This window comes from Pseudomonas sp. Ga0074129, from assembly GCA_001465025.1.
Classification (GTDB): Bacteria; Pseudomonadota; Gammaproteobacteria; order Pseudomonadales; family Pseudomonadaceae; genus Aquipseudomonas.
Window position 1 is genome coordinate 43,169 of record LNDO01000100.1, and the last position, 26,075, is coordinate 69,243.

21 protein-coding genes, 2 pseudogenes and 1 riboswitch are annotated in these 26,075 nt (G+C 59.0%); of the genes and pseudogenes, 4 read left to right on the plus strand and 19 right to left on the minus strand.

The genetic code is table 11. The features are described 5' to 3' along the window. Positions 1–101: 101 nt before the first annotated feature. From AUK77_RS15825 to AUK77_RS15895, 15 genes and pseudogenes are all read right to left on the minus strand, one after another. Positions 102–797 carry a transporter substrate-binding domain-containing protein gene (locus AUK77_RS15825; RefSeq protein ID WP_296131476.1) on the minus strand — a complete coding sequence of 232 codons (696 nt, stop codon included), beginning with the start codon at positions 795–797 and terminating at the stop codon, positions 102–104. A gap of 174 nt (positions 798–971) precedes the next feature. Then, on the minus strand, positions 972–2,345 hold the full coding sequence (gene ppnN, locus AUK77_RS15830; protein ID WP_296131478.1) for a nucleotide 5'-monophosphate nucleosidase PpnN: 1,374 nt from the start codon (positions 2,343–2,345) through the stop codon (positions 972–974). A gap of 178 nt (positions 2,346–2,523) precedes the next feature. Then, entirely contained in the window at positions 2,524–3,369 is an 846-nt protein-coding gene (gene metF, locus AUK77_RS15835) for a methylenetetrahydrofolate reductase [NAD(P)H] (RefSeq protein WP_296131481.1), read from the minus strand. 99 nt (positions 3,370–3,468) lie between these two features. Next, a complete protein-coding gene (gene ahcY, locus AUK77_RS15840) occupies positions 3,469–4,875 on the minus strand; it encodes an adenosylhomocysteinase (protein ID WP_296131484.1) in 1,407 nt (468 codons plus the stop codon). 8 nt (positions 4,876–4,883) lie between these two features. Then, a riboswitch (S-adenosyl-L-homocysteine riboswitch) is annotated at positions 4,884–4,977 on the minus strand. A 93-nt stretch (positions 4,978–5,070) separates the two neighbouring features. Next, a complete protein-coding gene (locus AUK77_RS15845; protein WP_296131488.1) occupies positions 5,071–6,141 on the minus strand; it encodes a chemotaxis response regulator protein-glutamate methylesterase in 1,071 nt (356 codons plus the stop codon). Positions 6,142–6,149: 8 nt separating this feature from the next. Next, positions 6,150–6,758 carry a chemoreceptor glutamine deamidase CheD gene (gene cheD / locus AUK77_RS15850; protein WP_296131490.1) on the minus strand — a complete coding sequence of 203 codons (609 nt, stop codon included), beginning with the start codon at positions 6,756–6,758 and terminating at the stop codon, positions 6,150–6,152. Continuing rightward, entirely contained in the window at positions 6,755–7,597 is an 843-nt protein-coding gene (locus AUK77_RS15855) for a CheR family methyltransferase (RefSeq protein WP_296131492.1), read from the minus strand. Before AUK77_RS15855 ends, cheD begins: the two co-directional genes overlap by 4 nt. A gap of 66 nt (positions 7,598–7,663) precedes the next feature. Further along, positions 7,664–9,217, minus strand: a pseudogene (locus AUK77_RS15860) (methyl-accepting chemotaxis protein); the annotation flags it as partial. Positions 9,218–9,463: 246 nt separating this feature from the next. Continuing rightward, positions 9,464–10,423 (minus strand): annotated as a pseudogene (locus AUK77_RS18980) (PAS domain-containing protein); the annotation flags it as partial. 109 nt (positions 10,424–10,532) lie between these two features. Further along, positions 10,533–11,021: a chemotaxis protein CheW gene (locus tag AUK77_RS15870; protein ID WP_296131495.1), complete on the minus strand. Its 489-nt coding sequence runs from the start codon at positions 11,019–11,021 to the stop codon at positions 10,533–10,535. After that, on the minus strand, positions 11,005–12,987 hold the full coding sequence (locus AUK77_RS15875; RefSeq protein ID WP_296131498.1) for a chemotaxis protein CheA: 1,983 nt from the start codon (positions 12,985–12,987) through the stop codon (positions 11,005–11,007). Before AUK77_RS15875 ends, AUK77_RS15870 begins: the two co-directional genes overlap by 17 nt. Positions 12,988–13,014: 27 nt before the next feature. Further along, positions 13,015–13,380, minus strand: coding sequence for a response regulator (locus AUK77_RS15880; protein ID WP_296131502.1), 366 nt, complete (start codon positions 13,378–13,380; stop codon positions 13,015–13,017). A 27-nt stretch (positions 13,381–13,407) separates the two neighbouring features. Next, positions 13,408–15,138, minus strand: coding sequence for a fused response regulator/phosphatase (locus AUK77_RS15885; protein ID WP_296131505.1), 1,731 nt, complete (start codon positions 15,136–15,138; stop codon positions 13,408–13,410). Positions 15,139–15,142: 4 nt separating this feature from the next. Then, a complete protein-coding gene (locus tag AUK77_RS15890; protein ID WP_296131508.1) occupies positions 15,143–15,433 on the minus strand; it encodes an STAS domain-containing protein in 291 nt (96 codons plus the stop codon). 9 nt (positions 15,434–15,442) lie between these two features. Beyond that, a complete protein-coding gene (locus AUK77_RS15895) occupies positions 15,443–16,342 on the minus strand; it encodes a methyl-accepting chemotaxis protein (RefSeq protein ID WP_363079424.1) in 900 nt (299 codons plus the stop codon). A 400-nt stretch (positions 16,343–16,742) separates the two neighbouring features. Between AUK77_RS15895 and AUK77_RS15900 the strand changes: the two genes are divergently transcribed. Then, entirely contained in the window at positions 16,743–17,138 is a 396-nt protein-coding gene (locus AUK77_RS15900) for an MAPEG family protein (RefSeq protein WP_296131511.1), read from the plus strand. A 59-nt stretch (positions 17,139–17,197) separates the two neighbouring features. Beyond that, positions 17,198–17,647 (plus strand): cytochrome c, encoded by a 450-nt coding sequence (locus AUK77_RS15905; RefSeq protein ID WP_296131513.1) that lies wholly within the window; start codon positions 17,198–17,200, stop codon positions 17,645–17,647. Here the strand turns inward: AUK77_RS15905 and ligB are convergent. The 4 genes from ligB to AUK77_RS15925 form a co-directional block, all read right to left on the minus strand. Continuing rightward, positions 17,641–19,311 carry an NAD-dependent DNA ligase LigB gene (ligB, locus tag AUK77_RS15910; protein WP_296131515.1) on the minus strand — a complete coding sequence of 557 codons (1,671 nt, stop codon included), beginning with the start codon at positions 19,309–19,311 and terminating at the stop codon, positions 17,641–17,643. The two genes, AUK77_RS15905 and ligB, sit on opposite strands and share 7 nt — an antisense overlap. Before the next feature lie 117 nt (positions 19,312–19,428). Continuing rightward, positions 19,429–20,619, minus strand: a complete 1,191-nt coding sequence (gene metK / locus AUK77_RS15915) for a methionine adenosyltransferase (protein ID WP_296131518.1) — start codon at positions 20,617–20,619, stop codon at positions 19,429–19,431. Next, positions 20,616–21,647: a metalloregulator ArsR/SmtB family transcription factor gene (locus tag AUK77_RS15920; RefSeq protein ID WP_296131521.1), complete on the minus strand. Its 1,032-nt coding sequence runs from the start codon at positions 21,645–21,647 to the stop codon at positions 20,616–20,618. Before AUK77_RS15920 ends, metK begins: the two co-directional genes overlap by 4 nt. 46 nt (positions 21,648–21,693) lie before the next feature. Continuing rightward, a complete protein-coding gene (locus AUK77_RS15925; RefSeq protein WP_296131523.1) occupies positions 21,694–22,605 on the minus strand; it encodes a LysR family transcriptional regulator in 912 nt (303 codons plus the stop codon). A 110-nt stretch (positions 22,606–22,715) separates the two neighbouring features. Here AUK77_RS15925 and AUK77_RS15930 point away from each other — a divergent pair, with 110 nt between their 5' ends. Both AUK77_RS15930 and tkt read left to right on the plus strand, forming a co-directional pair. Next, a complete protein-coding gene (locus tag AUK77_RS15930; protein ID WP_296131525.1) occupies positions 22,716–23,840 on the plus strand; it encodes a TDT family transporter in 1,125 nt (374 codons plus the stop codon). Positions 23,841–23,975: 135 nt separating this feature from the next. Next, the gene (gene tkt / locus AUK77_RS15935; RefSeq protein ID WP_296131527.1) at positions 23,976–25,976 is read left to right on the plus strand and encodes a transketolase; all 2,001 of its coding nucleotides are present in this window, start codon (positions 23,976–23,978) and stop codon (positions 25,974–25,976) included. Positions 25,977–26,075 lie beyond the last annotated feature (99 nt).

A 26,075-nucleotide genomic window follows, 5' to 3' on the forward strand; every position in this document is an offset into this window, starting at 1 on the left:
GAATCACGCTTGGGGAGCGCAATCCCGTCCGGTACTGCTGACCTCTGGGGTCTAGCATCCGGGCGCAAGCCTGGCGGGAAGGCCGGAGTATAACAGAGCCGCTAGTCTGCGCGAGTTTCTCTCTGCTCGACGGTCTGCGTGGGTATTGCCTGGTGATAACGGCGCAAGATGGCGGCGTATTCAGGCGTCTGTTTGACCCGGCGCAACTCGCTTTCAAAGCTGGGCACCAGCGCGGCAATGGCTGGGCGTCGGCTGAAAGCGGCAAAGACGCGATCGCTATAGAGCGGTTGCGGGCTGTAAGCGATGCTGTCCTGCACGCCCATGTTTTTGGCGGTGAACAGGCCGACTGCACGATCCGTGATGACCAGGTCGATCCGCCCCAGTAATAATTTGCCGACGTTGGCATCCAGCGTTGGCGCATCTTCGCGGATAAAGTGCGTGCCTTTGGCAAAGGCCTCATGGCTGTAGGCATAGCCGGGTTCTGTGCCGACACGCAGGCCGGTCAGGTCATCCACCGAATTGATGGTGTAAGGCCGGGCGCGGGCATGGAACAGCACCATGGCACTTTCTGCCATAAGCTCGTTGGGGAAGATCATGGTTTTGGCGCGCTCGTCGCTATAAAAAGCGTCGAGCAAAATGTCCAGCTTGCCGTCATTCATCTTGCGCAAGCAGCGACGCCAGGGTTCCAGGGTGATGTCATAACTGATGCCGAGATTGGTCAGCACCAGATGCAGAAGATCAGCATCAATGCCGCGCACCTGACCCTCTTCCAGCAAGGTATAGGGGGGGCCACTCATTGGTGCATACCTTAAGTGGCTGGGCGTGACTCACAACGCTGACACACAGTAGGACAAGCAACGCATACAGTCTGGCCATGGTGCGGTGACCTCACTCGCGCGGTTACAAATGCCTGTACTTACTGTAGCGGCTATCGCGCGAGGCGGACTGTTTTTGTCGGGCTGCTGGTCGGCTCAGGTGACCAGCTTGTAGCAGGGCACATAAGCACTGCCACCTGGCAGCTTCATGCGGTGTTGGTCGACGAAGGCTTTCAGCAGTTGATCAAGCTGCTGCATGATTTCGGGGTCACCGCTGATGTGGTACGGGCCGTGTTGTTCGATCAAACGAATGCCCTGATCTTTGACGTTGCCGGCGACAATCCCGGAAAACGCCCTACGCAGATTGGCCGCCAGTTCGTGCCCCGGTTGCGCGCGCGTCAGGTTGAGCGCGGCCATGTTGGCGTGGGTCGGCTCAAACGGGTGCTGGAAGCTCTCGTCGATTTTCAGCAGCCAGTTGAAGTGGAAGGCGTCGTTGTGTTCGCGGCGGAACTGTTTGACCGCCTTGATACCCAGCGCCATCTCCCGTGCCACTTGTTCCGGGTCGTTGAGGATGATGCTGTAGCGTTGTTGCGCGGCCTCGCCCAAGGTTGCACCGATAAAGGCATGCAGTTGTTTGAGGTACTGCTTGGCGCTGCTCGGCCCGGTAATGATCAGCGGGAAGGGCATGTGCTGGTTATCCGGGTGCATGAGGATGCCCAGCAGATAAAGTAACTCTTCGGCAGTGCCCGCTCCGCCGGGGAAGATGATCACGCCATGTCCCAGGCGGACGAAGGCTTCCAGGCGTTTTTCGATGTCCGGCAGGATGACCAGTTCATTGACGATAGGGTTGGGCGCTTCGGCGGCGATGATGCCCGGCTCGGTCAGGCCCAAGTAGCGGCCTTGAACGTTGCGCTGTTTAGCGTGGGAGATGGTCGCCCCTTTCATCGGGCCTTTCATCACGCCGGGACCGCAGCCGGTGCAGATGTCCAGGCCGCGCAGGCCAAGTTCGTGACCGACCTTCTTGGTGTACTTGTATTCCTCTGTGCTGATCGAGTGACCGCCCCAGCACACCGCGATCTTCGGCTCGACGCCGGCGCGCAGGGTGTGGGCGTTGCGCAGCAGGTGGAATACGTAATCGGTGATGCCTTGCGAGCTGCTGAAATCGATGCGCTGATGCTCCAGCTCGCTTTGTGTGTAAACAATATCGCGCAAAGCACTAAAGAGCATTTCACGGGTGCTGGCGATCATCTCGCCATCGACAAAGGCATCCGCAGGGGCGTTGAACAGCTCAAGGCGAATGCCGCGATCCTGCTGCAGGATACTGATTTCGAAATCCGGGTAGGCTTCTAGGATGGTCTTGGCGTTATCGCTGTGTGAGCCGGTGTTGAGGATTGCCAGGGCGCATTGGCGGAACAGTGCATACACACTGCCAGATCCGGTTGCGCGCAGTTGTTGCACCTCGCGCTGGGAGAGGGTTTCCAGGCTGCCTTTGGGGGTAACCGATGCATTGATGGTTTTACGGCTGACCATTGAGTCACTCCATTGTGGTCTTAAGCTTCACGCTATGCAGGGTTGACCCTCTGGTCAAGTCGGATTCGCCAGCGTGTGGCTGCGGTGTGTATCTGAGGCCGTGAACACTGAGGGGTAAAGTCATGTGCAAGGGGGAGGCGGCCATGACACGTTAGCGTCATGGCCGAAGAGATCAGCCTCAGCGTGGCAGCTTGAGGTTGTTCCAGATCGCCAGGCTCGGTTCAGCCTGGTTCATGCTGTAGAAGTGCAAACCCGGTGCGCCGCCCTGCAGAAGGCGCTCGCACATTTCAGTGATGACCTGCTCGCCATACGCTTGGATGCTGTCGGTATCGTCACCGTAGGCTTCCAGTTGCTTGCGTATCCAGCGCGGGATTTCCGCGCCGCAGGCATCGGAGAAGCGCGCCAGCTTGCTGTAGTTGGTGATCGGCATGATGCCCGGCACCACCGGAATATCCACGCCCAGCTTTTGCACGCGCTCGACAAAGTAGAAGTAGCAGTCGGCGTTGAAGAAGTACTGGGTAATTGCACTGTCCGCGCCGGCTTTGGCCTTGCGTACGAAGTTGGCGATATCGTCTTCGAAGTTTCGTGCCTGTGGGTGCATTTCCGGGTAAGCGGCCACTTCGATATGGAAGTGATCGCCTGTTTCTTCACGGATAAAATTGACCAGTTCGTTGGCGTAACGCAGTTCGCCACTGGCCATGCCCATACCCGAAGGCAGGTCACCGCGTAGAGCGACTATGCGCTTGATTCCGGCGTTCTTGTACAGGTTCAGCAGCTCACGCAGCTCGGCTTTGCTGTCGCCCACGCAGGACAGGTGCGGAGCGGTCGGCACCTTCACGTCGCCATCGAGTTGCAGCACGGTGTTGAGTGTGCGATCACGGGTGGAGCCCCCGGCACCGTAGGTGCAGGAGAAAAAGTCTGGTTTGTAGCTCGCCAATTGGCGCGCCACGGTCATCAGTTTTTCATGCCCGGCATCGGTCTTCGTGGGGAAGAACTCGAAGCTGTAACGGCGTTCTTGGCTCATAGGGTTTCTAGCCTTGGAGACGTAGGGTGGATGGCGTTTTTCCATCCACCTTGCGGGAAGTCGGCGGTGGATAAGCCATGGGCTTATCCACCCTACGCATTAGTAGCGATAGGCTTCTGGCTTGAATGGGCCTTCAGCGTTAACACCGATGTAGTCGGCCTGGGTTTTGGTCAGGCGGGTGACAACACCACCGAAGCCTTTAACCATTTCCAGCGCAACTTCCTCGTCGAGCTTCTTCGGCAGTACTTCCACGGTCAGGCGCTCGGCTTTCTTGTCAGCCGACAGGTCAGCGAACTTCTGCTCGAACAGGAACATTTGTGCGAGTACCTGGTTGGCGAACGAGCCGTCCATGATTCGGCTTGGGTGACCAGTGGCGTTGCCCAGGTTCACCAGGCGACCTTCGGCCAGCAGAATCAGGTAGTCATCGTTGTGCGGATCGAAGCTGCCAGCGCCGGTGCGGTGGATCTTGTGCACCTGTGGCTTCACTTCTTCCCACGCCCAGTTTTTACGCATGAAAGCAGTGTCGATTTCATTGTCGAAGTGGCCGATGTTGCACACCACAGCGCGCTTTTTCAGGGCCTTGAGCATGTTGGAATCGCAGACGTTGACGTTGCCGGTGGTGGTTACCAGCAGGTCGATCTTGCTCAGCAACTGTGCGTCAATGCTGGCGGCGGTACCGTCGTTGATGCCATCGATAAACGGCGAAACCACTTCGTAGCCGTCCATGCAGGCTTGCATGGCGCAGATCGGATCAATTTCGGTCACGCGAACGATCATGCCTTCCTGACGCAGCGATTGCGCCGAGCCCTTGCCCACGTCGCCGTAGCCGATGACCAGCGCTTGCTTGCCGGACAGCAGGTGGTCGGTGCCGCGCTTGATCGCGTCGCTCAGGCTGTGACGGCAGCCGTACTTGTTGTCGTTCTTGCTCTTGGTCACCGAGTCGTTGACGTTAATGGCCGGGATTTTCAGCTCGCCCTTGGCCAGCATGTCCAGCAGGCGGTGTACGCCGGTGGTGGTCTCTTCGGTGACGCCGTGGATGCGTTCCAGCATCTGCGGGTATTTCTTGTGCAAGATCTCGGTCAGGTCACCGCCGTCGTCGAGGATCATGTTGGCATCCCACGGCTTACCGTCCTTGAGGATGGTCTGCTCGATGCACCACTCGTACTCTTCTTCAGTCTCGCCCTTCCAAGCGAATACAGGGATGCCGGCGGCAGCGATGGCGGCAGCTGCTTGGTCCTGAGTCGAGAAGATGTTGCACGACGACCAGCGTACTTCAGCGCCCAGTGCAGTCAGGGTTTCGATCAGTACGGCCGTCTGGATGGTCATGTGGATGCAGCCGATGATCTTTGCGCCTTTAAGCGGCTGTGCGCCGGCATATTTGTGGCGCAGGCCCATCAGGGCAGGCATTTCAGATTCAGCGATGATGGTTTCGCGACGGCCCCAGGCAGCCAGGGACATGTCAGCGACTTTAAAATCAGTAAAAGTGGCGCTCATAAAGCACTCCATTCGTTGTCTGCGAATGGGCGCCGTTGATGCGTATGGTTAACGCCCTATCCGAGCCTGACAAAGCCCTGTTTAACAGGGTTTGCTGCAGCGCCCCTCGGACAGGTGGCGGGAGCAATCGGAGCGGTGCCGATTGCGTGAAGCGGGTGTGATTATAGCCATGCTGAAGATTTAGCCAAAGGCTTTCCGTCGCATCGCTTAAACGCGGTTGCCACCACCGCGCAGCTTAACTTGCTGAGTCAGCGCATTTGCCACTTTGTTGAGCGGCAGAATGTCTTCTGCAGCGCCCAGCAGCATCGCTTCGCGTGGCATGCCGTACACCACGCTACTGGCCTCGTCCTGAGCCGCGGTGTAGCCACCGGCCTCACGAATGTTCTTAAGGCCTAGGGCGCCATCTTTGCCCATGCCGGTCAGCAAAACAGCAATTGCGTTTCGACCTGCTGATTGCGCCACCGACTCAAACATGGGGTCAACGGCGGGGCGGTGGCGATGCACTGGCGGCCCCTCCGAGAGTCGCGTGATGTAATTGGCGCCGCTGCGTTCGACGAGTAGGTGATGATCGCCAGGCGCCACAAACGCATGGCCGGGCAGAATGCGCTCACCGCCTTGGGCTTCGATTACGTGCAAGCGACTGATTCGGTTCAAGCGTTCGGCAAATGTGCGGGTGAAGCCGGGCGGCATGTGCTGCGTGATGACGATTCCCGGACTGTCGGCGGGCATGTCGAGCAGTACATCTTTGATCGCTTCCGTTCCGCCGGTTGACGCACCTATGGCGATGATCTTCTCGGTGCCAATGATGGGTGCCCGCGTTGCAGTCGGTGCCTTATCACGGTTGCTGACAGGGTCGGCGGATGCCCGAGGTTTGTGTAAGCGTGCGCGGCTGGCCGCTTTGATTTTGTCGCGTATGTCATCGGCATACGCCTCCATGCCTTCGCGAATACCCAGTTTGGGTTTGGCAACGAAGTCCACGGCACCCAGTTCCAAGGCGCGAAAAGTGGCCTCAGAACCACTTTCGGTCAGCGATGAAATCATGATCACGGGTGTAGGGCGCGCATTCATCAGCTTTTCCAGAAAGCTCAAACCGTCCATGCGCGGCATTTCAATGTCGAGGGTAATGACGTCGGGGTTGAATTGCTTAACCAGATCACGCGCGACGTAAGCATCGGGTGCCTGACCGATCAACAGCAGCTCGGGATCCTGCTGGATGATTTCTTTAAGTACCGCGCGAATCAGTGCGGAGTCGTCAACAACCAAAACCTTGATCGGCATGAGAGCTCCTAAAAGAGATCAATTTCGCCACAGGCGGGCGTTTTCTTGATGCGCAGGCTGTATTCCATTTCCCGGTCAAGCAGCGTTGTGTTGTGCAGGGATTTGAGCTTCTTGAGCATCACCTTGCCTGAACTGGGGAAGAAATAAACCTTGCGTGGATAGGTATCGAGCAGATCCTGCGCCACCACTGGGATGCCTTCGGTATGCAGGTAGTCGAGCACGAATTCGGCGTTGCGTTTGCCTACATTATTGGTGCCGAAACCACGCAGCACGCTGGCACCACCAAATACCTTGGCCTCGAAATGGCGGCGCTGGGCGCCCAGTTTCAGCAAGTGGTTGATGAGGATTTCGATGGCATATACACCGTAGCGAGCGGAACTGGAGAGTGGGTTGCCGCCTTCCTCGGTATTGCCCGGCAACATGAAATGATTCATACCGCCGATGCCGTTGCTGCGATCGCGCAGGCATACAGCAACACAGGAGCCAAGTACGGTGACGATCAGCAGATCACGCTGAGTAACATAGTATTCGCCAGGCAGAATCTTTACCGCCTCACTATTAAAGTGACGGTCAAAGTAAGTGTTAGGCGCCAGTTCGCTGGTGTAGTCGTAGCTCATGGGCGACCACTGCTCGGATTTGCTGGCCGATAAACTGTCCGACCTATCAGGCGGACTAAGTGGGTTGCGTGGACAAAACTTTCTGAGTGGCCTGCAAAGAATAGTCCGTCGTTGCGCAGTAACTTGACCATGCGCTCCAGTAAATGCTGCTGGGTCGGTTTATCGAAATAGATCATCACGTTCCGACAGAAGATCACATCCAGGCCGGGTTCGATTGGCCAGCGCGGGTCAAGAAGGTTGATCTGCTGAAACTCAATCAGCTCACGCAGTTCATCACGCACACGCACCATGCCCTCTTGGCTGCCCTTGCCCCGCAGGAAAAAGCGCTTCTTACGCTCGTTGCTCATCTGGTCGATACGACTCAGTGGGTAAATGCCCTGGGCAGCGGTTTGCAGTACGCCAGTGTCGATATCCGACGCAATGATCTGTACAGGTGGGTGCAGGCTGGCGAAGGCTTCCATGGCGGTGATGGCTAACGAATACGGCTCCTCGCCGGTGCTCGCAGCCGAACACCAAATACGCACGGGGCCATTTCGGCGTGGATGCTTTTTCAGGTGCTCGGCAAGAGAGACAAAATGATGGCTCTCGCGGAAGAATGAAGTGAGGTTTGTAGTTAAGGCATTGACGAACTCCTGCCACTCTTCGTCGTACTGTTTCAGGTGGCTAAAATACGCGGTGAAGCTATTTAGCCCGAGCGCGCGCAGTCGCCTGGCGAGGCGGCTGTAAACCATCTGTTCCTTGCTATCCGAAAGACTGATACCCGAGCGTTCATAAAGCAGGCGTCGTACTTGCTGGAAATCCCCGATGCGATAGTCAAATTCGCGTTCTTCATCAGCCATACCAGCTCCTTAATGACGCTGAATGCCCAGTGCCGGTGAACTGCGGCGGCACTGGGCTGCAGTGCTTCAGAACTGCTCCCATTCATCATCGTGACTGCTCGCACGTGGCAGTGCCTGGCGAGGGCTCCTGTCGTTACGTGGTGGTTGCTCGCTGCGTAATGGCATGCTGGCGGCGCGGGACGCTACCGGCGAGGCCGAGGGCGTGCGCTGACCGGCCTGCTCAACTTTGAAGATGCCGACTGCTTCGGTCATGGCTGCTGCTTGATCAAGCAGAGATTCGGCTGCTGCTGCGGCCTGTTCGACTAGCGCCGCGTTCTGTTGTGTCATCTCGTCCATCTGGCTGACGGCACCGTTGACTTCCTCGATGCCCGTACTCTGCTCGGCGGAGGCTGCTGCGATCTCGGCCATGATATCCGTGACGCGTTTGATGGCAGTCACGATCTCGCTCATCGTCTTGCCCGCCTGAGCCACCAGGGTATTGCCTGTTTCGACCTTGTCGACCGAGTCGGAAATCAGCGTTTTAATTTCTTTGGCGGCTGCTGCCGAGCGTTGCGCCAAATTACGGACTTCGGCAGCGACCACCGCAAATCCTCTGCCTTGCTCACCGGCCCGTGCGGCTTCCACTGCAGCGTTGAGAGCCAGGATATTGGTTTGGAAGGCGATGCCGTCAATCACGCCGATAATGTCGGAGATCTTGCGGGAGGAGTCGTTGATCGATGACATGGTTTGCACCACGCGCTCAACCAATTGGCCGCCATCGCTGGCTACCTCAGAGGCGTTCATGGCCAGCGAGTTGGCTTGCCTGGCGTTATCGGCATTAAGTTTCACCGTACTGGTGAGTTCTTCCATGCTTGATGCGGTTTCTTCCAGGCTTGAGGCCTGTTCCTCAGTACGGGAAGACAAGTCAGTATTGCCGACAGAGATCTCATTGGCGGCCGTATAAATGGTGTCGGCGCCTTCACGGATTTGTCCGAGCATGCGCGAGAGGCTGATGGCCGTTTCGTTGGAGAAGTCCTTCAATTGGCCAAAGGTGCCGTGGTATTCATCAGTGATGCGTTGCGTCAGGTCACCCTGAGCGAGCGCACCGAGCATGCGGACTACGTCCTGCAGGCCTTTGTCGGCGGTCTCCACCAGTTGATTGAGGCCGGTTGCAAGGTTGAGCAGGAAGCCGTGCTTGTCGCGCAGTTCCAGGCGGCGTGTGAAATCGCCTGCGGCAGCGGCGTTAACTACGTCGGCCACTTCGCGTTCGACGGCGACCTCTACGGTGCGATCACTCCACTCGACCACGGCACCGAGGCGCTCGCCGCCCTCGCTGATAACCGGGTTGGCAGCCAGGGCGAAGGTGCGGCCACCGACTTCGATTTGGGCGCGGAAGGTGCTGGTGAATGTCCCCAGCAGGTGTTTCTGGTGCTCCGGGTTCTTGTGGAACTGGTCGATGGAGCCACCCAGCAAGCGGCTGGCGTCGAAGCTCGGCAGAGCCTTGCGCAGGTCGCTTTCGGCGTTCTGCATCATCGCTTTGACGGTATGGTTCATATAGATAATGTTGCGTTCGTTGTCGGCGATCATCACGCTGCTGCTGACATTGTCGAGGGCGATTTTGATCCGTGCGTTTTCTGCAGCCAAGGTCAGTTCGCGCTCGCGTACGGCGAGTTCGGCGGTCATGTCCTTCCACTCGACTACCGTACCGATACGCTTGCCGCTGTGGACAATCGGATTGACGATTAGGTCGAAGGTGCGTCCACCGATGACCAGATGCGTCTGGAACGTCTGCTGCAGGCGATCGAGTAAGCCTCGCTGGTGTGCCGGGTTCTTGTGGAAAATGTCGATGTTACTACCGAGGATGCTGCTGGCATCGAAGGTCGTTAGCTGAGCGCGCAGATCACTCTCGGCGTTGTGGAACATCGCCTGCAGGGCTTTGTTGGTGTAGATGATGTTGTAGCCGGCATCGGCGACCATAATGTTGGTCGCTGCAACATCCAGCGCCTGACGGATACGCAGGCTGGCCTGGGCGTTGCGTCTGGTGTCGGCGAACTCGAAACCGAGCCGGGTTTGCAGGCGTTTCAACGCCAGGCGCATTTGCGCCAGTTGGTCATTGCCGCTGGCTTCGACGATGCCGTCGAAATTGGCTTGGGCAAAGCGCTCCAAATGTTCAGTGGCATTTTCCAGCGACTGTCCGAGAGCACTGCTCAGGCGCAGGCCGCCGATCAGGGTCAGCAGGAGGATGGCGACCGGCACGGCCAGTAATGCCAGGTTACCGCTGTTGGCCGCTGCGGCTGCCGCAAGTGAGGCCAGCACACTGCCGAGACCGAGCAGGGCGAACTTGCCGCCCAGGCTGAAACGTTCTGAGAGCCGAACGAGGCTATTAAGCAGTCCGAGTTTTACACCCTTGCCTTCATGGATCGCCCAGCCCTTGGCCTTGCCGTCACGGAATAGCTGATACAAGTGCTCGGCAGCTTGCACTTGTTCACGGCTGGCGCGGGTGCGCACCGACATGTAGCCCACCACGGAGTTGCCTTCGCGAATCGGCGTGGCGTTGGCGATTACCCAATAATAGTCACCGTTTTTGCACCGATTTTTAACCATGCCGGTCCAGGGACGTCCGGCCTTGAGGGTTGTCCACATGTCAGCGAAGGCGGCCTCGGGCATGTCTGGGTGGCGCAAGATGTTATGGGGTTCACCGATCAATTCAGACTCGGCGAAACCGCTGGCCTCGATGAAGTCGTCGTTGACAAAGGTGATGCGACCCTTCAGATCGGTACGCGAGACAATGGTCATGCCGTCGCGTAGGACGAATTCCTGATTGGTGATGGGCAGGTTGGTACGCATGTGTGCTCCTTGGCTCAGGCCGAGAAAACGACAGGGCAGGCGCGGCTCGGCCGGACTGCAGGCAGGTGCGCTTGGGGAAGCTTTAGGGTGTTGCAGGCAATGTTGCTGTTCATGCGTCGCGACCCTCGTTGAGCAGGGCCATTTCCTGGCTGCTCATGAGTTGCTCGATGTTGACCAGAATCAACATGCGCTCCTCGACGGTAGCCAGGCCCATCAGGTACTGGGTGTCGAAACTGCCGCCAAACTCTGGAGCGGGCTTGATGTCATTCGGCATCAAGGCCAGCACATCGGAGACAGAGTCCACAACGATGCCAACAATGCGGTTGAGCACATTGAGAATGATCACCACGGTGAACGGGTCATAGGTCACTGACGCTAGGTTGAATTTGATACGCAGATCGACGATCGGCACGATAGCGCCGCGCAAATTAATCACGCCTTTTATAAAGGCAGGGCTGTTTGCAATTGCCGTGACTTGGTCGTAACCGCGAATCTCCTGCACGCGCAGGATATCGATGGCGTATTCCTCGCTGCCCAGGGTAAAGGTGAGAAATTCTTGCACCGGCTCACTGCTGTTGTTGTTACTCGCAGGATTCATTGACTAGTTCTCCATGACTGGCCAGGCGCGGCAATGCGTCGACGTCGAGAATCAGGGCAACGCTGCCATCGCCCATGATGGTGGCGCCGGTAATGCCGTCGATGCGGCGGAAGTTCTGTTCCAAACTTTTAATCACCACCTGCTGCTGACCGACCAGATCGTCGACCAATAGGGCGAACTTTCGACCTTCGGCTTCAAGGATCAGCACGATCGCCTCCCAGGGTGCAGGTGGTTCGCCTTCTAGGTTAAGCAGGCGGTGCAGGCTAAGCAGGGTGAGGTACTCGCCGCGTACGCGGATCACGCTCCGCTGAGTGCCGCGCATGCTGCGGATGTCGTCAGCCTTAGGTTGCAGGGACTCGATGATGTTGGTCAGTGGTATGACGTAATGCACGGTGCCGCTGGCGACGATCATGCCGTCGAGGATGGCCAGCGTCAGTGGCAGGCGAATGGTGATACGTGTGCCATGGCCCGCTAGCGATTCGATATCGATGCGGCCACCGATGGCGGAAATGTTGCGACGTACCACGTCCATGCCAACGCCTCTTCCGGAGAGGTCGGTGACCGCCTCTGCGGTGGAAAAGCCGGGCATAAAGATCAGTTGCCAGACCTCGCTGTCGGGCATCTCATCATTGACTGGGAGGCCTTGCTCGCAGGCCTTGGCGAGGATCTTGTCGCGGGCCAGCCCTTTGCCGTCGTCATTGATCTCAACCACGATGCGCCCGCCCTGGTGGAAGGCCGAAAGACGCACTGTGCCGTGTTCCGGTTTACCTGCCGCCAGGCGTTCGGCGGGCAACTCTATGCCGTGGTCGACGCTGTTGCGGATAATGTGGGTGAGCGGATCGGTGAGCTTTTCGATCACACCCTTATCCAATTCGGTGTGCTCGCCCTGCAGAATCAGCTCGACCTTTTTCCCCAGTTTACTGGCTGTGTCTCTGACCACCCTGGGGAAGCGGTTGAAGATAAAACTAATTGGCAGCATGCGAATCGACATGACCGACTCTTGCAGTTCGCGCGTGTTGTGCTCCAACTGGCCGAGGGCCTGATTGATCTTTTCAAAGATCGCCGGATCAAGGCCCGCAGTGAGTTGCGCGAGCATGGCTTGGGTGATTACCAACTCACCGACCTGATTGATCAGGCTGTCGATCTTTTCAACGCTGACGCGGATTGAACTGGATTCAACATCACCATTGGGTTTCGCAGGGGCAGACGATGGTGGTGCAACACTTCGACGATCTTCACTGCGCCTATCCCCCGCACGCCTGTCGTTTAGCGTGGTGCTCGGCGGAGCGTCCTGCTGGCTTAAGTGCGAAGCCGCAACGCCTACAGTGGTTTCGTTGTCTGCTGCAGGCGTGTCCAGGAAAAGACCATAGGCATCATTGCTGACGACTGGGGCGGGCTGATTCGGTGCGCCTGGTTGGTCATCGAAGAAGCCGAATTCATCATCTTCTGGTGCGCGGGTGCTGGCAGTGCTGTGCTGATCAGGCGGAGCTATAGCGCTCTGTGATTCGCCAGGGTCAGCATCGAAAAATCCGTACGCATTCTCTATCGCTGAGGGCTCAGGAGGCTGGGCAGAGGACTCGCTGTCGATCAGTGCTTGCAGGCGGGTGACAGTGGCCGCCACTGGAATACTCGGGTCGGGGCGGGATTGTTTGTGGCAGGCCAGCAACTGGCCTAAAACGTCCCGTGATTGCAGGAACACGTCAACCATCTCAACGCGCAGAGCAATTTTGCCGCCCCGTATTTTGTCCAGGAGTGTTTCCAATACATGGGTAACGGCGGTCAGGTCGTCAAAACCGAACATGCCGCTGGAGCCCTTTATCGAATGCGCGGCCCGGAAAATGCCATCCAGGGCTTCTCGATCAGGTGCGGCGATATCCAGTGTAAGTAGCAGGTGTTCAAGGTTAGCCAAGTGTTCCTCAGCTTCCTCGAAAAACACCTCGAGAAATTGCTCCATGCCAGCATTCATAATGATCTGCCTGCGCGTTACTGCGTTCTATGGGAGCACCTTTTTGGTCACTTCCAGCAGTTTTGGCGGATCAAAAGGCTTTACCAGCCAGCCTGTTGCGCCGGCGGCGCGGCCTTGCTGTTTCATGGTGTCGCTGGACTCAGTCGTGAGCATCAGCACGGGAGTGGTGCGGTAATTGGGCAATCCGCGCAGGCTTTTGATCAGCGTAAGACCATCCATATTGGGCATGTTTTGGTCCGTGAAAATCAGTTGATAGGCTTTACGTTGTGCCTTGCCCAGCCCCTCCTTACCATCTACCGCTTCGTCAACCTCATAGCCGGCAGAGCGCAGGGTAAAAGCCAGCATTTGGCGAATGGATGCTGAGTCATCCACAATCAGGATCGATTTCCCCATTTATATTTTGCCCCCTAAAATCCGTGGCTAATTCCCGTTAGTGGCGCCTGCCACGTCTTCGTTTGCCCAGTGTAGTTCAGCAATTACCTGGTTGCCGTTACCCCGAAATTCGAGGCTCGAACAAATTTTTCGCAGCAGCAGAAGGCCGCGGCCGTGGTAGCGATCAGCGTCATTCTGCAGGCTTGCCTGCTCCAGTTTTGCAAAGTCAAAACCGGGGCCACTGTCGCGGACGCTAAGGATCAGGCGGTTCGTGTTGGCGTCTCTGTGCTGCTTGATATCCAAATTAATTTCGCCGTAATCCAGCGCCTGCAAGCGTTCGCTGCGCAACTGGCGGTAGCGTTCGAAGCCATCGATTTCATGTTTCAGGTTAGACGCAAGCCCTAGCAGGCCATGATCCAACGCGTTGGAAAGCAGTTCGCGCAGGATTAATCCGAAAACACCCTGGCGAGACTCTTCCAGGCCCAGGCTCTGGCAAAAATTGGTGATCAAGGGTTCCAGGTCGAGGTGTTGCAGTTGTGAGGCGCTCAGGCGCAGTTGTAGCCCCCAGTTATCGGCGGTGTTCGGTGCGCTCAGCAGGGGGCTTGATGGCGCTGCGTGTGGCGTTGTTCGCTCTTTGCACAGCAATTGCAGGTAAGACACATCATCATGCGCGGGATGGTTACCCAGGTGGTCAGCCAAGCTGGCTTGTAGGTTTACCAAACGCGTGCTGGCGGCCTGATGCAGTAACTGCTCCAGGCGTGCTTTACCAAATGCCTGCCCGTCAGCATTTTCTGCCTCGATAAGCCCGTCGGAATACATGAACAGTTGCGTGTTCTCGTCGGCCAGTTTGACCACTTCAACGGTGCTGTCGAAGAGTGTGTTGTCGACAATGCCCAATGGCAGGTGAGCAGAGTTGAAGCGACAGAGCACTTGGCCTTTTTCATCGAGTAGAAATGCAGGCGGTATGCCGCCGTTCCAAACTTCCAGCGTGTTATCAAGGGGGCGATAACAGGCCGCCATCGCTGCGACAAAACGATCAGATGGGCTGTGCGCGCGGTGTTGCTGGTTAAGCTCGCGCATGATGGAGCTCAGCCGGAATCCTTTGTTCGTCATCGTATAAAAGGTTTGCGACAGCGGGATCAGGCTTAGCGCCGCCGGCAGTCCATGGCCCGTGGCATCGGCTAGCATCACGTACAGATCATTGCTTTGAGAGGCTGAGACCAAAAGTAGATCGCCGGAGACCACGCTGGCCGGCTTTAAATAATGCTCAATGTTCAGGTTGTTGAGCATGTCACGGCGTACCAGCCGCTCCATCAGGAAGCTGCTGATGCGTTTTTCTTCGGCCTCCAGATTGGCGTATCGCTGCAACTCTTCATTGTTGCGCGCAATCTGTTGCTGCATATCGGCGATGCGCCAAAACGAATTGATCTTGGCTTCGAGAATCTGGAAGTTGATGGGCTTGGCGAGAAAGTCGTCACAGCCGGAGTTCAGTGCCAGTACTTGCTCGTTAAGATCGCTCGCGCCAGAGAGCATGATAATGGGCCGCCACCCACTCTTCTCTTGCAATGCTCTTACGCGTTGGGTGGTTTGCAAACCATCCATGCCGGGCATCATTTTGTCGATGAGAACCAAGTCAAAGTCGCTTTCAGCATAGAGCGCCAAAGCGTCTTCGCCGCTTCTGCTGAGCTGGCAGGTATGGCCCAGTTGGCGCGTAAAGGTGCTGATAACGAGGCCAATCAACGGATCATCGTCAACGGCGAGGATGTGTAGAGGGCGCATGGGGTTAGCGAATAGTGAAGATTTTTTGGAAATTGGCAATTTCCAGTACTTCTTTGGCAATGCCGTGCAGGTTATGTATCTCCACCGTTTTGTTCACGTTAATGGCGTGATCACGCAGTAGTAACAGGATCCCCAGTGCAGCGGAGTCGATGTATTGCACATTTTTCATGTCGACGATCAGCACGCGCACTGATGGGTTATCCAACGCTGCGTCATAGTCTTTGCGAAAGTCGCGAAAGCTGTTGAAGTCAAAGCGTGTGGCGGGATGCAGAGACACTGTGCTTGTGTTGGTCATGTCTGAATCTCAGAAAAGATCGATGCCGCCGGCAGCCAGATCGGATTGGGCTACAGGGTTATGGGGAGGCTGTTTGAACACGTCGTTGGCAGCACGAAGTTCTTGCAATTGTTGCGCGGGCTCGCACGCGGACAGGGCGTTCAGCGATGAGGAATACACCACCAGCTTGTTGCAGTACTTGCGCATCAGCTCCAGCAATTGGCTGCACATGTCCTGAAACTGCATGGCTGTCAGGGCTTGGTTTACCGTGCCGCCGATGGACTGTGACAGCTCGCCAAGTTCAGTGACGACCGTCAGGGTGTGGCCATTGATGCTGTGCAAGTGCCCCAGCATGTTCTCAACCTGTTTTTTTGAGCTGAGGGCGAAAGACATGTCCTTGGCCGCAAGTTGACTGACGGCGTCTTCGGCTTTTTTCAGGTCTTCGTATACGCCGCTGATGTGGGTGTTGATGACGTCGGAAAACTGGGTTGAACGATTGGATAAGGCGCGAACTTCATCGGCCACCACAGCAAAACCGCGTCCAGCCTCACCCGCGCGAGCGGCTTCGATGGCGGCGTTGAGTGCCAGCAGGTTGGTTTGTTTGGCGATGGAATCCATGTCGCTTGAAGACTTCAGAATCAGGCCGATCTTATGTGTGATCTGCTCCATGCGCTCTACTAATTGCATGGAAACGCGGCTGGTTTCGATGGTCGATTCGACGAAGAAACCCAGGGTGTTCTGAGTCGTGTCGACGAACGTCTTGAAATTGATCTCGCCTGTTGTGTTGCTGTTTTCGCTGTAACGATCAATCAGTGAGTTGCTCAGCTGGTGCTGGGTTTCAATGTTCTGCGACAGGTTCATGAACGACTGCGATATTTCGCTGATGGCGTTGTGCAACAGGTTGTCCACTTTGCTCAGCTCGTTGACCATTGTGTGGCCATGGGTGTCCAGTGGGTTGTGTCAGTGGCAGGATCCACTTCAACCGTTTGGCGGCGATCAAAAACGAAAGTAGCGGTCAAACTACCGACGGCGCCAATTAATAAACACAGCCAGGTCGGTACTGCCAGCCAGATCAGTAAGCCGGCCAGCAGCCAAGGCAAAGCCTGGACCAGCAATCGCATGGAGAAAGAGGGGGAGGCGGGGGACAAACCGTGCATGCGAACTCCAGAAGCTAACGTCCAAGTTGTTCTATGTAGACATTAGTTTCTCTGCGGGCTTAGTCAATGTGGCTTCACTTGGCTTTTTTGCCAGGTATTTTCTGCGTGAATGCCATCGACACTGATTGGTAAGAGCGACCATGCTCACCATCTCACTTCAATGGAGATGTTCCATGACAACTGCTTACTGGTGTGTCCTTATCGCGTTGTTTCTGCCTTATCTTTCCACCGTCACGGCCAAGGCAGTGAGTGGCGGCTTCAGCCCCAAACACAACCACGATCCACGCGCGCTGCTCAACAGCCTGACCGGCCTGGGCCGGCGCGCCAATAATGCGCAGCTCAACAGCTTTGAAGTGACCCCGGCCTTTTCGGCTGCTGTGATCATCGCGCACCTGGCCGGTGGCGCCGAGCAAAGTCTGATCGACCAGTTGGCAATGGCCTTTGTCGCCAGTCGCGTGCTGTATTTCATCTGCTACCTGGCGGATTGGGCGCCGGTGCGCTCGCTGGTGTGGTTCGTCAACATGGGCCTCAAGTTGAAATCTGCGGCAAAACACCACGCTTGGCCCTGAGTGGATGGCTGGCGATACTGTCGCCCGTTATCCACCCGGTTTTCGGCTGTGAAGGTGTTATGAAGCGTAAATATGTGTCCCTTGCTGTGCTGGCGTTGCTGCTCAGTGGTTGTGGCGGTGTCGACCCCAACTCGCCGCAAGGCCAGCGACAAACCATCTTCAAAGAAATGCTCAAACAGAGTGAAGACCTCGGCGGCATGTTGCGTGGGCGTTTGCCCTTCAATGAGCAAGCCTTCGCCGCAGGGGCGATCAACCTCGACCAGCTGACGCGTACGCCGTGGCAGCACTTCCCGCAAGTGCAAGAAGAAGAGGGCGAGACTCGCGCCAAGGACGATGTCTGGCAGCGTCAGGCACGTTTTCAGGAATTGGCGCGCGCCATGGAGGCGAGCACGGCCGCGTTGGTGCTGGCCAGTGCGACGCCGCCGTTGAAGCCGCATAAGCTGGTTGACCCCATGCAGCGCGTTGAAGACAGCTGCAAGGCCTGTCACGAAGAGTTCCGCGCCTATTGATCGGCAAACCCGGCCAGTCGCGCGGCGCGCAGTTGCTCGCGCAAAGCCTGTACGTCCGGGTGTTGGAAAAACGCCTGTAACTGCGCCGCACGCTGCGTGCCGATGCCGGGTTGTTGTTGCCATTCGGCGGCGCTGCGTCGCGTGAGGCTGTCCCAATCGGCGTCCAGTTGCACGGGGCGCGGAACCCCCAACGCGTGCAGCCATTGCCCTTGCGTACGTGTTTTAGCCAGCTGAAAACTCGCCTGCAAGGCCGCTGCCCGACGCTCGCCTATGCCTGGGATTTGCATGAGTTCGGTTGCCGTCAGCGGTAGCCAGTCGAGCAGGCCGCTGACGAGTTGCGCCTCTAGCAGGGTTTTCCACGTGCCGGGGCCAACGCCGGGCAAGGCCAGGCCCTGCTTGCCGCTGAGCCAGGCCAGGCGCGCGCGAAACTGGCTGGCGCAGGTGCTGGTGGCGCGCCAGCAACTCAGGCTGTGGTAAGCCTCAGCGGTTGGCACGGCCAGCGGTGCGCGGTGCTCGGTACGCCAGAACACGCTGTCGAGTGCTGGAATGGTCAGCCCGGCGAGGCGAATCACGACCTGATCACCGGGGCGCACATCCAGTGTTTGCCAGCGCTGCAGCGAGCCGACACTCAGGTACTCAATGCGTTTGTCGTCCAGCTTCACCGGTTGCACGCGCAGCACTGGGGTAATGCGCCCGCTGCGGCCAATCCGAAAATCCACTGCCTGAACCACGGCCACACCCTGGCTGGCCGGGTGTTTCCACGCGCTCGCCCACTCCGGCGGCTCGGCTCGCCAGCGCTCAGCAGCGGGTCGCTGAGCCTGTCGTAACACCACGCCGTCAGTGGCGAAGGGCAGCGCGCTGCGGTACCACTGCTCGCGCCAGCGGGCGGCATCGGCGACGCTGCGGATCGGCTGGCTCAAGCTCGAGCTGTCGGTAAAACCCAAGGCGTTTAGCTGCTGCAGGCGCGCCAGCATGCTGGCCGGGCCGTCGGGCCAATCCCAGACAAACAGGCCAATCCCAGCGGCTTCTTCGGCGTTTAGCTGTTGCCGATTCATCAGCCCGGCCACTGTGCTGCGCGCGCCCTGGCCGCCGCGTTGCTGTTGGATGTGCCCCGGCAGACGCCAGTACAACTCGCCTTGCAGGGTCAGGTCCGGCGCGCCGGGCAGCTGCGCTGGAATGGCAGGCAGTTGCCGGGCCAGGGTGGTCCAGTCTTGCCCATGGCGACCATCGCCACGGCTGATCACTTGCTGCAGGTGGCCCTGGCGGTAGATAAGGCTGACGGCCACACCATCGACCTTGGGTTGAATCCATAGGTCATCACGGCTGGCCATCCAGTTGGCTACCGCGAGTTTATCCGCCAGTTTGTGCAGGCCTGTGTGGGCGACCGGGTGCGGCAGTGAGCCGGCGCTGCTGGTCAGTGGGTCAGTTGGGCTGAGTTCGATACTGGGGAAGCAGGCTTGCCACTGCTGCAGGGTGGCGCGAGCTTGGTCATACAGTTCATCGGCAACCGGGCTTTGCCCTTGGCGGTGGTAGGCATCGTCCCACTTGGCGAGTTGTTGGCCGAGAGCTTTGAGTTCTTGCGTGGCGTGGCTTACGGGCCAGTCGGGGCAGGCGGCCCAGAGGGGGCTGCTGAACAGCAGCAAGCAGGCAATGCAGGCTTTCATGGTGAGCGTCCTTGCTCGGCAGATGGCTCACTCAGCCTAGCTGCTTTTACTTAACGGACGGATTCACAGGCAAGAAAAAGCCCCGCACAAGGCGGGGCTCCGGGTGTTGCGCAAGGCTTACAGGCCAGCAGCGGCGCGCAGGTCGGCAACTTTGTCGGTTTTTTCCCAAGTGAAGGTGGTGAAGCTGTCGTCGCCGACCGTCTTCTGCTCCGGGGTGCGACCGAAGTGGCCGTAGGCGGCAGTTTCCCGGTACATCGGGTGTAGCAAGTCGAGCATCTTGGTGATGGCGTACGGACGCAGGTCGAACACCTCGCGCACCAGTTTGATGATCTGATCTTCGGCGATCTTGTGGGTGCCGAAAGTGTTGATCGAGATCGAGGTCGGTTGGGCCACGCCAATGGCGTAGGACACCTGGATCTCGCAGCGCTCAGCCAGGCCGGCGGCGACGATGTTCTTGGCCACGTAACGACCGGCGTAAGCGGCCGAGCGGTCCACCTTGGATGGGTCCTTGCCGGAGAACGCGCCGCCGCCGTGACGGGCCATGCCGCCGTAGCTGTCGACGATGATCTTGCGCCCGGTCAGGCCGCAGTCACCCACCGGGCCACCGATGATGAACTGGCCGGTCGGGTTGATGTGGAACTGGGTGTCTTTGTGCAGCAGTTCAGCCGGCAGCACGTGCTTGACGATCAGCTCCATCACGCCTTCGCGCAGGTCTTCGTACTTCACTTCCGGGTTGTGCTGGGTGGACAGCACCACGGCGTCGATGCCGACCACCTGGCCGTTTTCGTAGCGGCAGGTGACTTGCGATTTTGCATCAGGGCGCAGCCATGGCAGCAGGCCGGATTTACGTGCCTCGGCCTGACGCTCAACCAGGCGATGGCTGAAACAGATCGGCGCGGGCATCAGCACGTCGGTTTCGTTGCTGGCGTAGCCGAACATCAGGCCCTGGTCGCCAGCGCCTTGATCTTCCGGCTTGGCGCGGTCTACGCCCTGGTTGATGTCCGGGGACTGCTTGCCAATGATGTTCAGCACACCGCAGGTGGCGCCGTCGAAGCCCACGTCGCTGCTGGTGTAGCCGATGTCACAGATGACGTCACGGACGATCTGCTCCAGATCAACCCAGGCGCTGGTGGTGACTTCACCGGCGACGATGGCCACACCGGTCTTGACCAGGGTTTCCACGGCCACGCGGGCGTGTTTGTCCTTGGCGATGATGGCGTCCAGCACCGCATCGGAAATCTGGTCGGCGATTTTGTCGGGATGGCCTTCGGAGACGGACTCGGAGGTAAAGAGGGAATATTCGCTCATCGTGCGGGTTCCTGTTGGTGACCGGTGGTTGCAGCCCGGAGGCCATGAGTTATCGACGGTTTGGCAAAGTGCCGCACCTGAATTTGAAAGCCGTTGCGCAGCCCCACGTAGAGGCTTTCGCCGTTGTCCAGCCCGGCTGCTGCGGCCCAGCGGGCCAAGTCGTCCTGCTCAAAACCGAGCCACAGGTCGCCACAGGCTTCGCGAGCCCAGCTTTGGTTGTGGCTGCACAGTTCGGTGATCAGCAAGCTGCCGCCCGGTTTCACACGCTGGGCCAGTTGCTTGAGGGCGTCGGCCGGGGCGGCGAAATGGTGCAGCACCATGTTCAGCACCAAGCAATCGGCGGCGGGGTAGTCGTCCTGCAGGGCATCGACCAGCAGCAATTGAACATTGTCCAGACCGTCGTTGTGGCAGCGTTGTTGCGCCAGTGCCAGCATCGCCGTGCTGTTGTCCAGGGCCAGTACGTGGGTGAAGCGCTGCGCCAAGGCGGGCAAAAAGCTGCCGTCACCGGGGCCGATTTCCACGGCGTTGGCGTCGCTGGCAAAGCCCAGTGAGTCGAGCAGGGTCAGCAGGCTATCGCGGTATTGCGGCAGGCCGGCGATCAGGTCTTGTTGGGCCTGGAAGCTGGCGGCACTGCGGGCGAAAAAGGCCTGACTGGTCGCTGCGCGTTGGCTGTGTACGGCGGCGATGCGTTGTTGCACGTCATCAGGCAGCGGTAGTTGATCCACTTCATCTAACAAGGCGGCGTGCAAGCGACTGCCCAGTTGTTCGCTCTGGGCCAAGGCGCGTCGGTAGAAGATTGCATTGCCTTCACGGCGCGTGGCCACCAATCCGGCCTGAGCGAGCACCTTGAGGTGATGGCTGATGCCGGATTGGCCGGTGGCAAAAATCTGCGCCAACTCCAGTACGCCGAACGAGTCGTTGGTCAGCGCGCGCAGGATGTTCAGGCGCAGTGCGTCGCCGCCGGCCTTGCACAGGGCGGTGAGGGCATCGACGGGCTCGAAGGCCAGTTGTGGCGCGCGCATATTCATAGGATGGGCAGTCTAGTCAGACACTTTTTATCCAGCAAGGGTAATATCAAAAAGTTTTGATATTGCCCTTGCTCGCTGTGAGGGCGTTGGTCACTTCTTCCAGCAGGGCGCTGGCTGCCGGACTCAGGCTGTGTTCGCGGCGCCAGACGGCATGCAGGTCGCGGCTGATCTGCAGGCCGCTGACGGGCAGGCGGCAGAGTTGCCCGCTGCGCAATTCTTCTTGCAAGGCCAACTCGGAAATCCAGGCCACGGCCTGACCGGCAAGCAGGCTGCGTTTCAGGGCTTCGCTATTGCCCAAAGCCATGGCGATCCGTGGCGTGAGCCCCAATGCCTGATAGGCCTGCTCAAGACTGGCGCGGGTGCCGGAGCCGTGCTCGCGGATCAGCAACGCCGCGCTGGCCAGCTCTTCTGGGCTGACGCTTGTTTGCCGGGCCAGTGGATGGCGGGGGCTGGCCACGGGCAGCAAAGCGTCAGTACCAAGGTGGCGATGGTTGACCTGTTCCGGGGCGAACGGGCCTTCGATAAAGGCCAGGGTGATGGCGTTGCGTTCCAGTTGCTGCAGGCAGGCGGCGGTGTTGTCGATCTGCAGGCTCACGTGCAACTCGGGATGCTGCTGATGAAAGTCCGCGATCAGCGCCGGTAGCAGGTAGCTGCCCAGGGTGGCGCTGGCCCCCAGATGCAGTTCGCCGCAGTCGAGGTTGGCGAACGCCTGCAGGTCGCGCTCGGCGGCTTGCTCCAGGGCGAAGATGCGCTCGGCGTAAGGCAGCAGGCGTTGCCCGGCGGCGGTCAGGGTCACGCCCCGGCTTTGTCGGTCGAACAGCGGCAGGCGCAGGCGTGCTTCCAGTTCGCGGATTTCGCGGGTCACGGCTGGTTGGCTGATAAACAGGCGGGCGGCCCCGGCACTGATGCTGCCGGTTTGAGCGATGGCGAGAAAGACCTTGAGGTGATGCAGATTCATAAATAGAAGGTATGCCTTGTATCTTTTATATGTATTTTACCTATAGCACGGCCGTGCCTAACCTCACAGTCATGGATCGCCAATAGCGATCGTTTGTGAGGAATGCCGTGATGTTGCGCCCCTTTACCCGTTTGCATGAGCCGCTGGCTTTTGTCCGCCAGTTCACGCCCAACTGGTTCGCCATGACCATGGGCACCGGCGTGCTGGCCCAAGTGGTGGCCAAGATGCCGTTGTCATTTCCCGGGCAAATGCTGCTGGCCGAAGGCCTGTGGTGCATGACCGTGCTGCTGTTTGCGCTGTTCAGTGTGCTGTTTGCCGCGCGCCTGCTGCTGTTTCGCGACACCCTGTGGCCGATGCTCGATCACCCGGTGCAGTCGATGTTTCTGGGAGCCATACCCATGGGGTTGGTGCAGGTGATCAACGGCATGCTGCTATTCGCTGCGCCTGTGTATGGCGCGCCCGTGGTGACGCTGGCCCATGCGCTGTGGTGGCTGGCGCTGGTGTTGGCGATGGGCGCGGCACTCGGTGTGCCGTATTTGATGTTTACCCGGCAAAAACATGTGCTGGAAAGCCTCACCGGGGTTTGGCTGCTGCCCATCGTGGCCCCGGAGGTGGTGGCCAGCGGCGCGGCGGCGTTGGCACCGCACGTGGGGGCTGAGTCGGCGCAATTGTTGTTGAGCCTGGGCTATGTGCTGTGGGGTTTATCGCTGAGCCTGGCCTTTGCTCTGATCGCCCTGGTGCTGTTGCGTCTGGCCCTGCACAAATTACCGGACATGGACTTTGCCGCCAGCAGTTGGTTACCGCTGGGGCCGCTGGCTACCGGCTGTCTGGGTTTGATCAGCCTGGGGCAGGCCGCACCGTCCGCCTGGCAGGGCACCGCGTTGCAGGGTGCTGCTGAAATGGCGCAGCAACTGGGCCTGGTCGGCGGGCTGGCGCTGTGGGGCGCGGGGCTGTGGTGGTTGGTCGCGGCTAGCCTGTTCACTCAGCATTACATGCGTCGCGAGCTGCCCTTCAACCTCGGCTGGTGGGGATTCACCTTCCCGCTGGGCGTGTTCACCCTGGCCACCTTTGCCCTGCAGCACATGACTGGCTTGGCCTTCTTTACGTGGGTGGGCCTGCTGCTAGCGGCCAAGCTGGCACTGGTCTGGTTGCTGGTAATGCGTCGCACGGTGCAAGGCTTGTGGCACGGTGAGCTATTTCGCGCGCCCTGCCTGGCTGCGCAAAAGCCACTTTGAGGCGTTTTGCCGGTGCTAATTACCGATTGTCGGGGCTTAACGACCATCTGTGATTGCCCCCATGGCGTGGCTGGGCGAAAATGGCCGCCTTTTTCGACCCCCGGTTGCCCAAGCAGCCCCGCAGGAGATTCAGTGATGCCCAGCCGTCGTGAGCGAGCCAATGCCATTCGTGCCCTCAGCATGGATGCCGTGCAGAAAGCCAACAGCGGCCACCCCGGTGCCCCGATGGGCATGGCGGACATTGCCGAGGTCCTGTGGCGTGATTTCCTCAAGCACAACCCGAGCAACCCAAGCTTCGCCGACCGTGACCGCTTTGTGCTGTCCAACGGCCACGGCTCGATGCTGATTTACTCGCTGCTGCACCTGACCGGCTACGACCTGTCGATCGACGATCTGAAAAACTTCCGTCAACTGCACAGCAAAACCCCGGGTCACCCGGAATACGGCTACACGCCGGGCGTGGAAACCACCACTGGCCCGCTGGGTCAGGGCATCGCCAACGCCGTCGGCTTCGCCATTGCTGAGAAGGTACTGGGCGCGCAGTTCAACCGTGACGGCCACGCCATCGTCGACCACTTCACCTACGCCTTCTTGGGCGACGGTTGCATGATGGAAGGCATCAGCCATGAAGTCTGCTCGCTGGCCGGCACTCTGGGGCTGGGAAAACTGGTCGCTTTCTACGACGACAACGGCATCTCCATCGACGGCGAAGTCGAAGGCTGGTTTACCGATGACACGCCCAAGCGCTTTGAAGCCTACGGCTGGCAGGTGATTCGCAACGTTGACGGTCACGATGCCGAAGAAATCAAAACCGCCATCGAAACCGCCCGTGCTGAACAGGATCGCCCGACCCTGATCTGCTGCAAAACCACCATCGGTTTTGGCTCGCCTAACAAAGGCGGCAAGGAAGAGTGCCACGGTGCACCGCTGGGCAATGAAGAAATCGCCCTGACCCGCGCCACGTTGGGCTGGAACCATGGCCCGTTCGAAATCCCGGCTGATATCTATGCCGAATGGGACGGTAAAGCTGCCGGTGCCAAAGCTGAGGCTGAGTGGGATCAGCGTTTCGCTGTCTACGCCGCCGCTTACCCGGAGCTGGCCAGCGAATTCAAGCGCCGTATCAGCGGTGAGCTGCCGGCCGATTTCGCCGCCAAAGCGGCTGCTTATATTCAAGAAGTCGCCGACAAAGGCGAAACCATCGCCAGCCGTAAGGCCAGCCAGAACACCCTGAACGCCTTCGGTCCACTGCTGCCAGAGTTCCTCGGTGGCTCGGCTGACCTCGCCGGCTCCAACCTGACCCTGTGGAAAGGCTGCAAGGGCGTATCCGACGCGGATGCCAGCGGCAACTACATGTTCTACGGCGTGCGCGAGTTCGGCATGAGCGCGATCATGAACGGCATCGCCCTGCACGGCGGCTTTGTGCCCTACGGCGCGACCTTCCTGATCTTTATGGAATACGCGCGCAACGCGGTGCGCATGTCCGCACTGATGAAACAGCGCGTGCTGTATGTGTTCACCCACGACTCCATTGGCCTGGGCGAAGACGGCCCGACTCACCAGCCAATCGAGCAGCTGGCCAGCCTGCGTGGCACGCCGAACCTCGATACCTGGCGTCCTTGCGATGCCGTTGAATCGGCGGTGGCGTGGAAGTACGCCATCGAGCGTGCTGACGGTCCAAGCGCGCTGATCTTCAGCCGGCAGAACCTGCCGCACCAGAGCCGTGATGCCCAGCAGCTGGCAGATGTCGCCCGTGGTGGCTATGTGCTGAAAGACTGCGCAGGCGAGCCTGAGCTGATCCTTATCTCTACCGGTTCGGAAATCGGTCTGGCCGTTGCCGCCTACGACAAGCTGACCGCTGAAGGCCGTTCGGTGCGCGTGGTGTCGATGCCGTCGACCAGCGTCTTCGACCAGCAGGACGCTGGCTACAAACAGGCCGTGCTGCCGCTGCAAGTCAGCGCACGTATCGCCATCGAAGCCTCGCATGCCGACTACTGGTACAAGTACGTCGGTCTGGAAGGTCGCATCATCGGCATGACCACTTTCGGTGAGTCGGCTCCGGCGGCGCAGTTGTTCGAGGAGTTCGGCTTTACCGTTGAAAACCTCCTGGAAACCGCAGCCGACCTGCTCGACGCCTGATCCGTTGACTCCCCTCTCCCGCTTGCGGGAGAGGGGTCGGGGGAGAGGGCTGCGGCTACCAGCGACCCTCTCCCCAGCCCTCTCCCATCAATGGGAGAG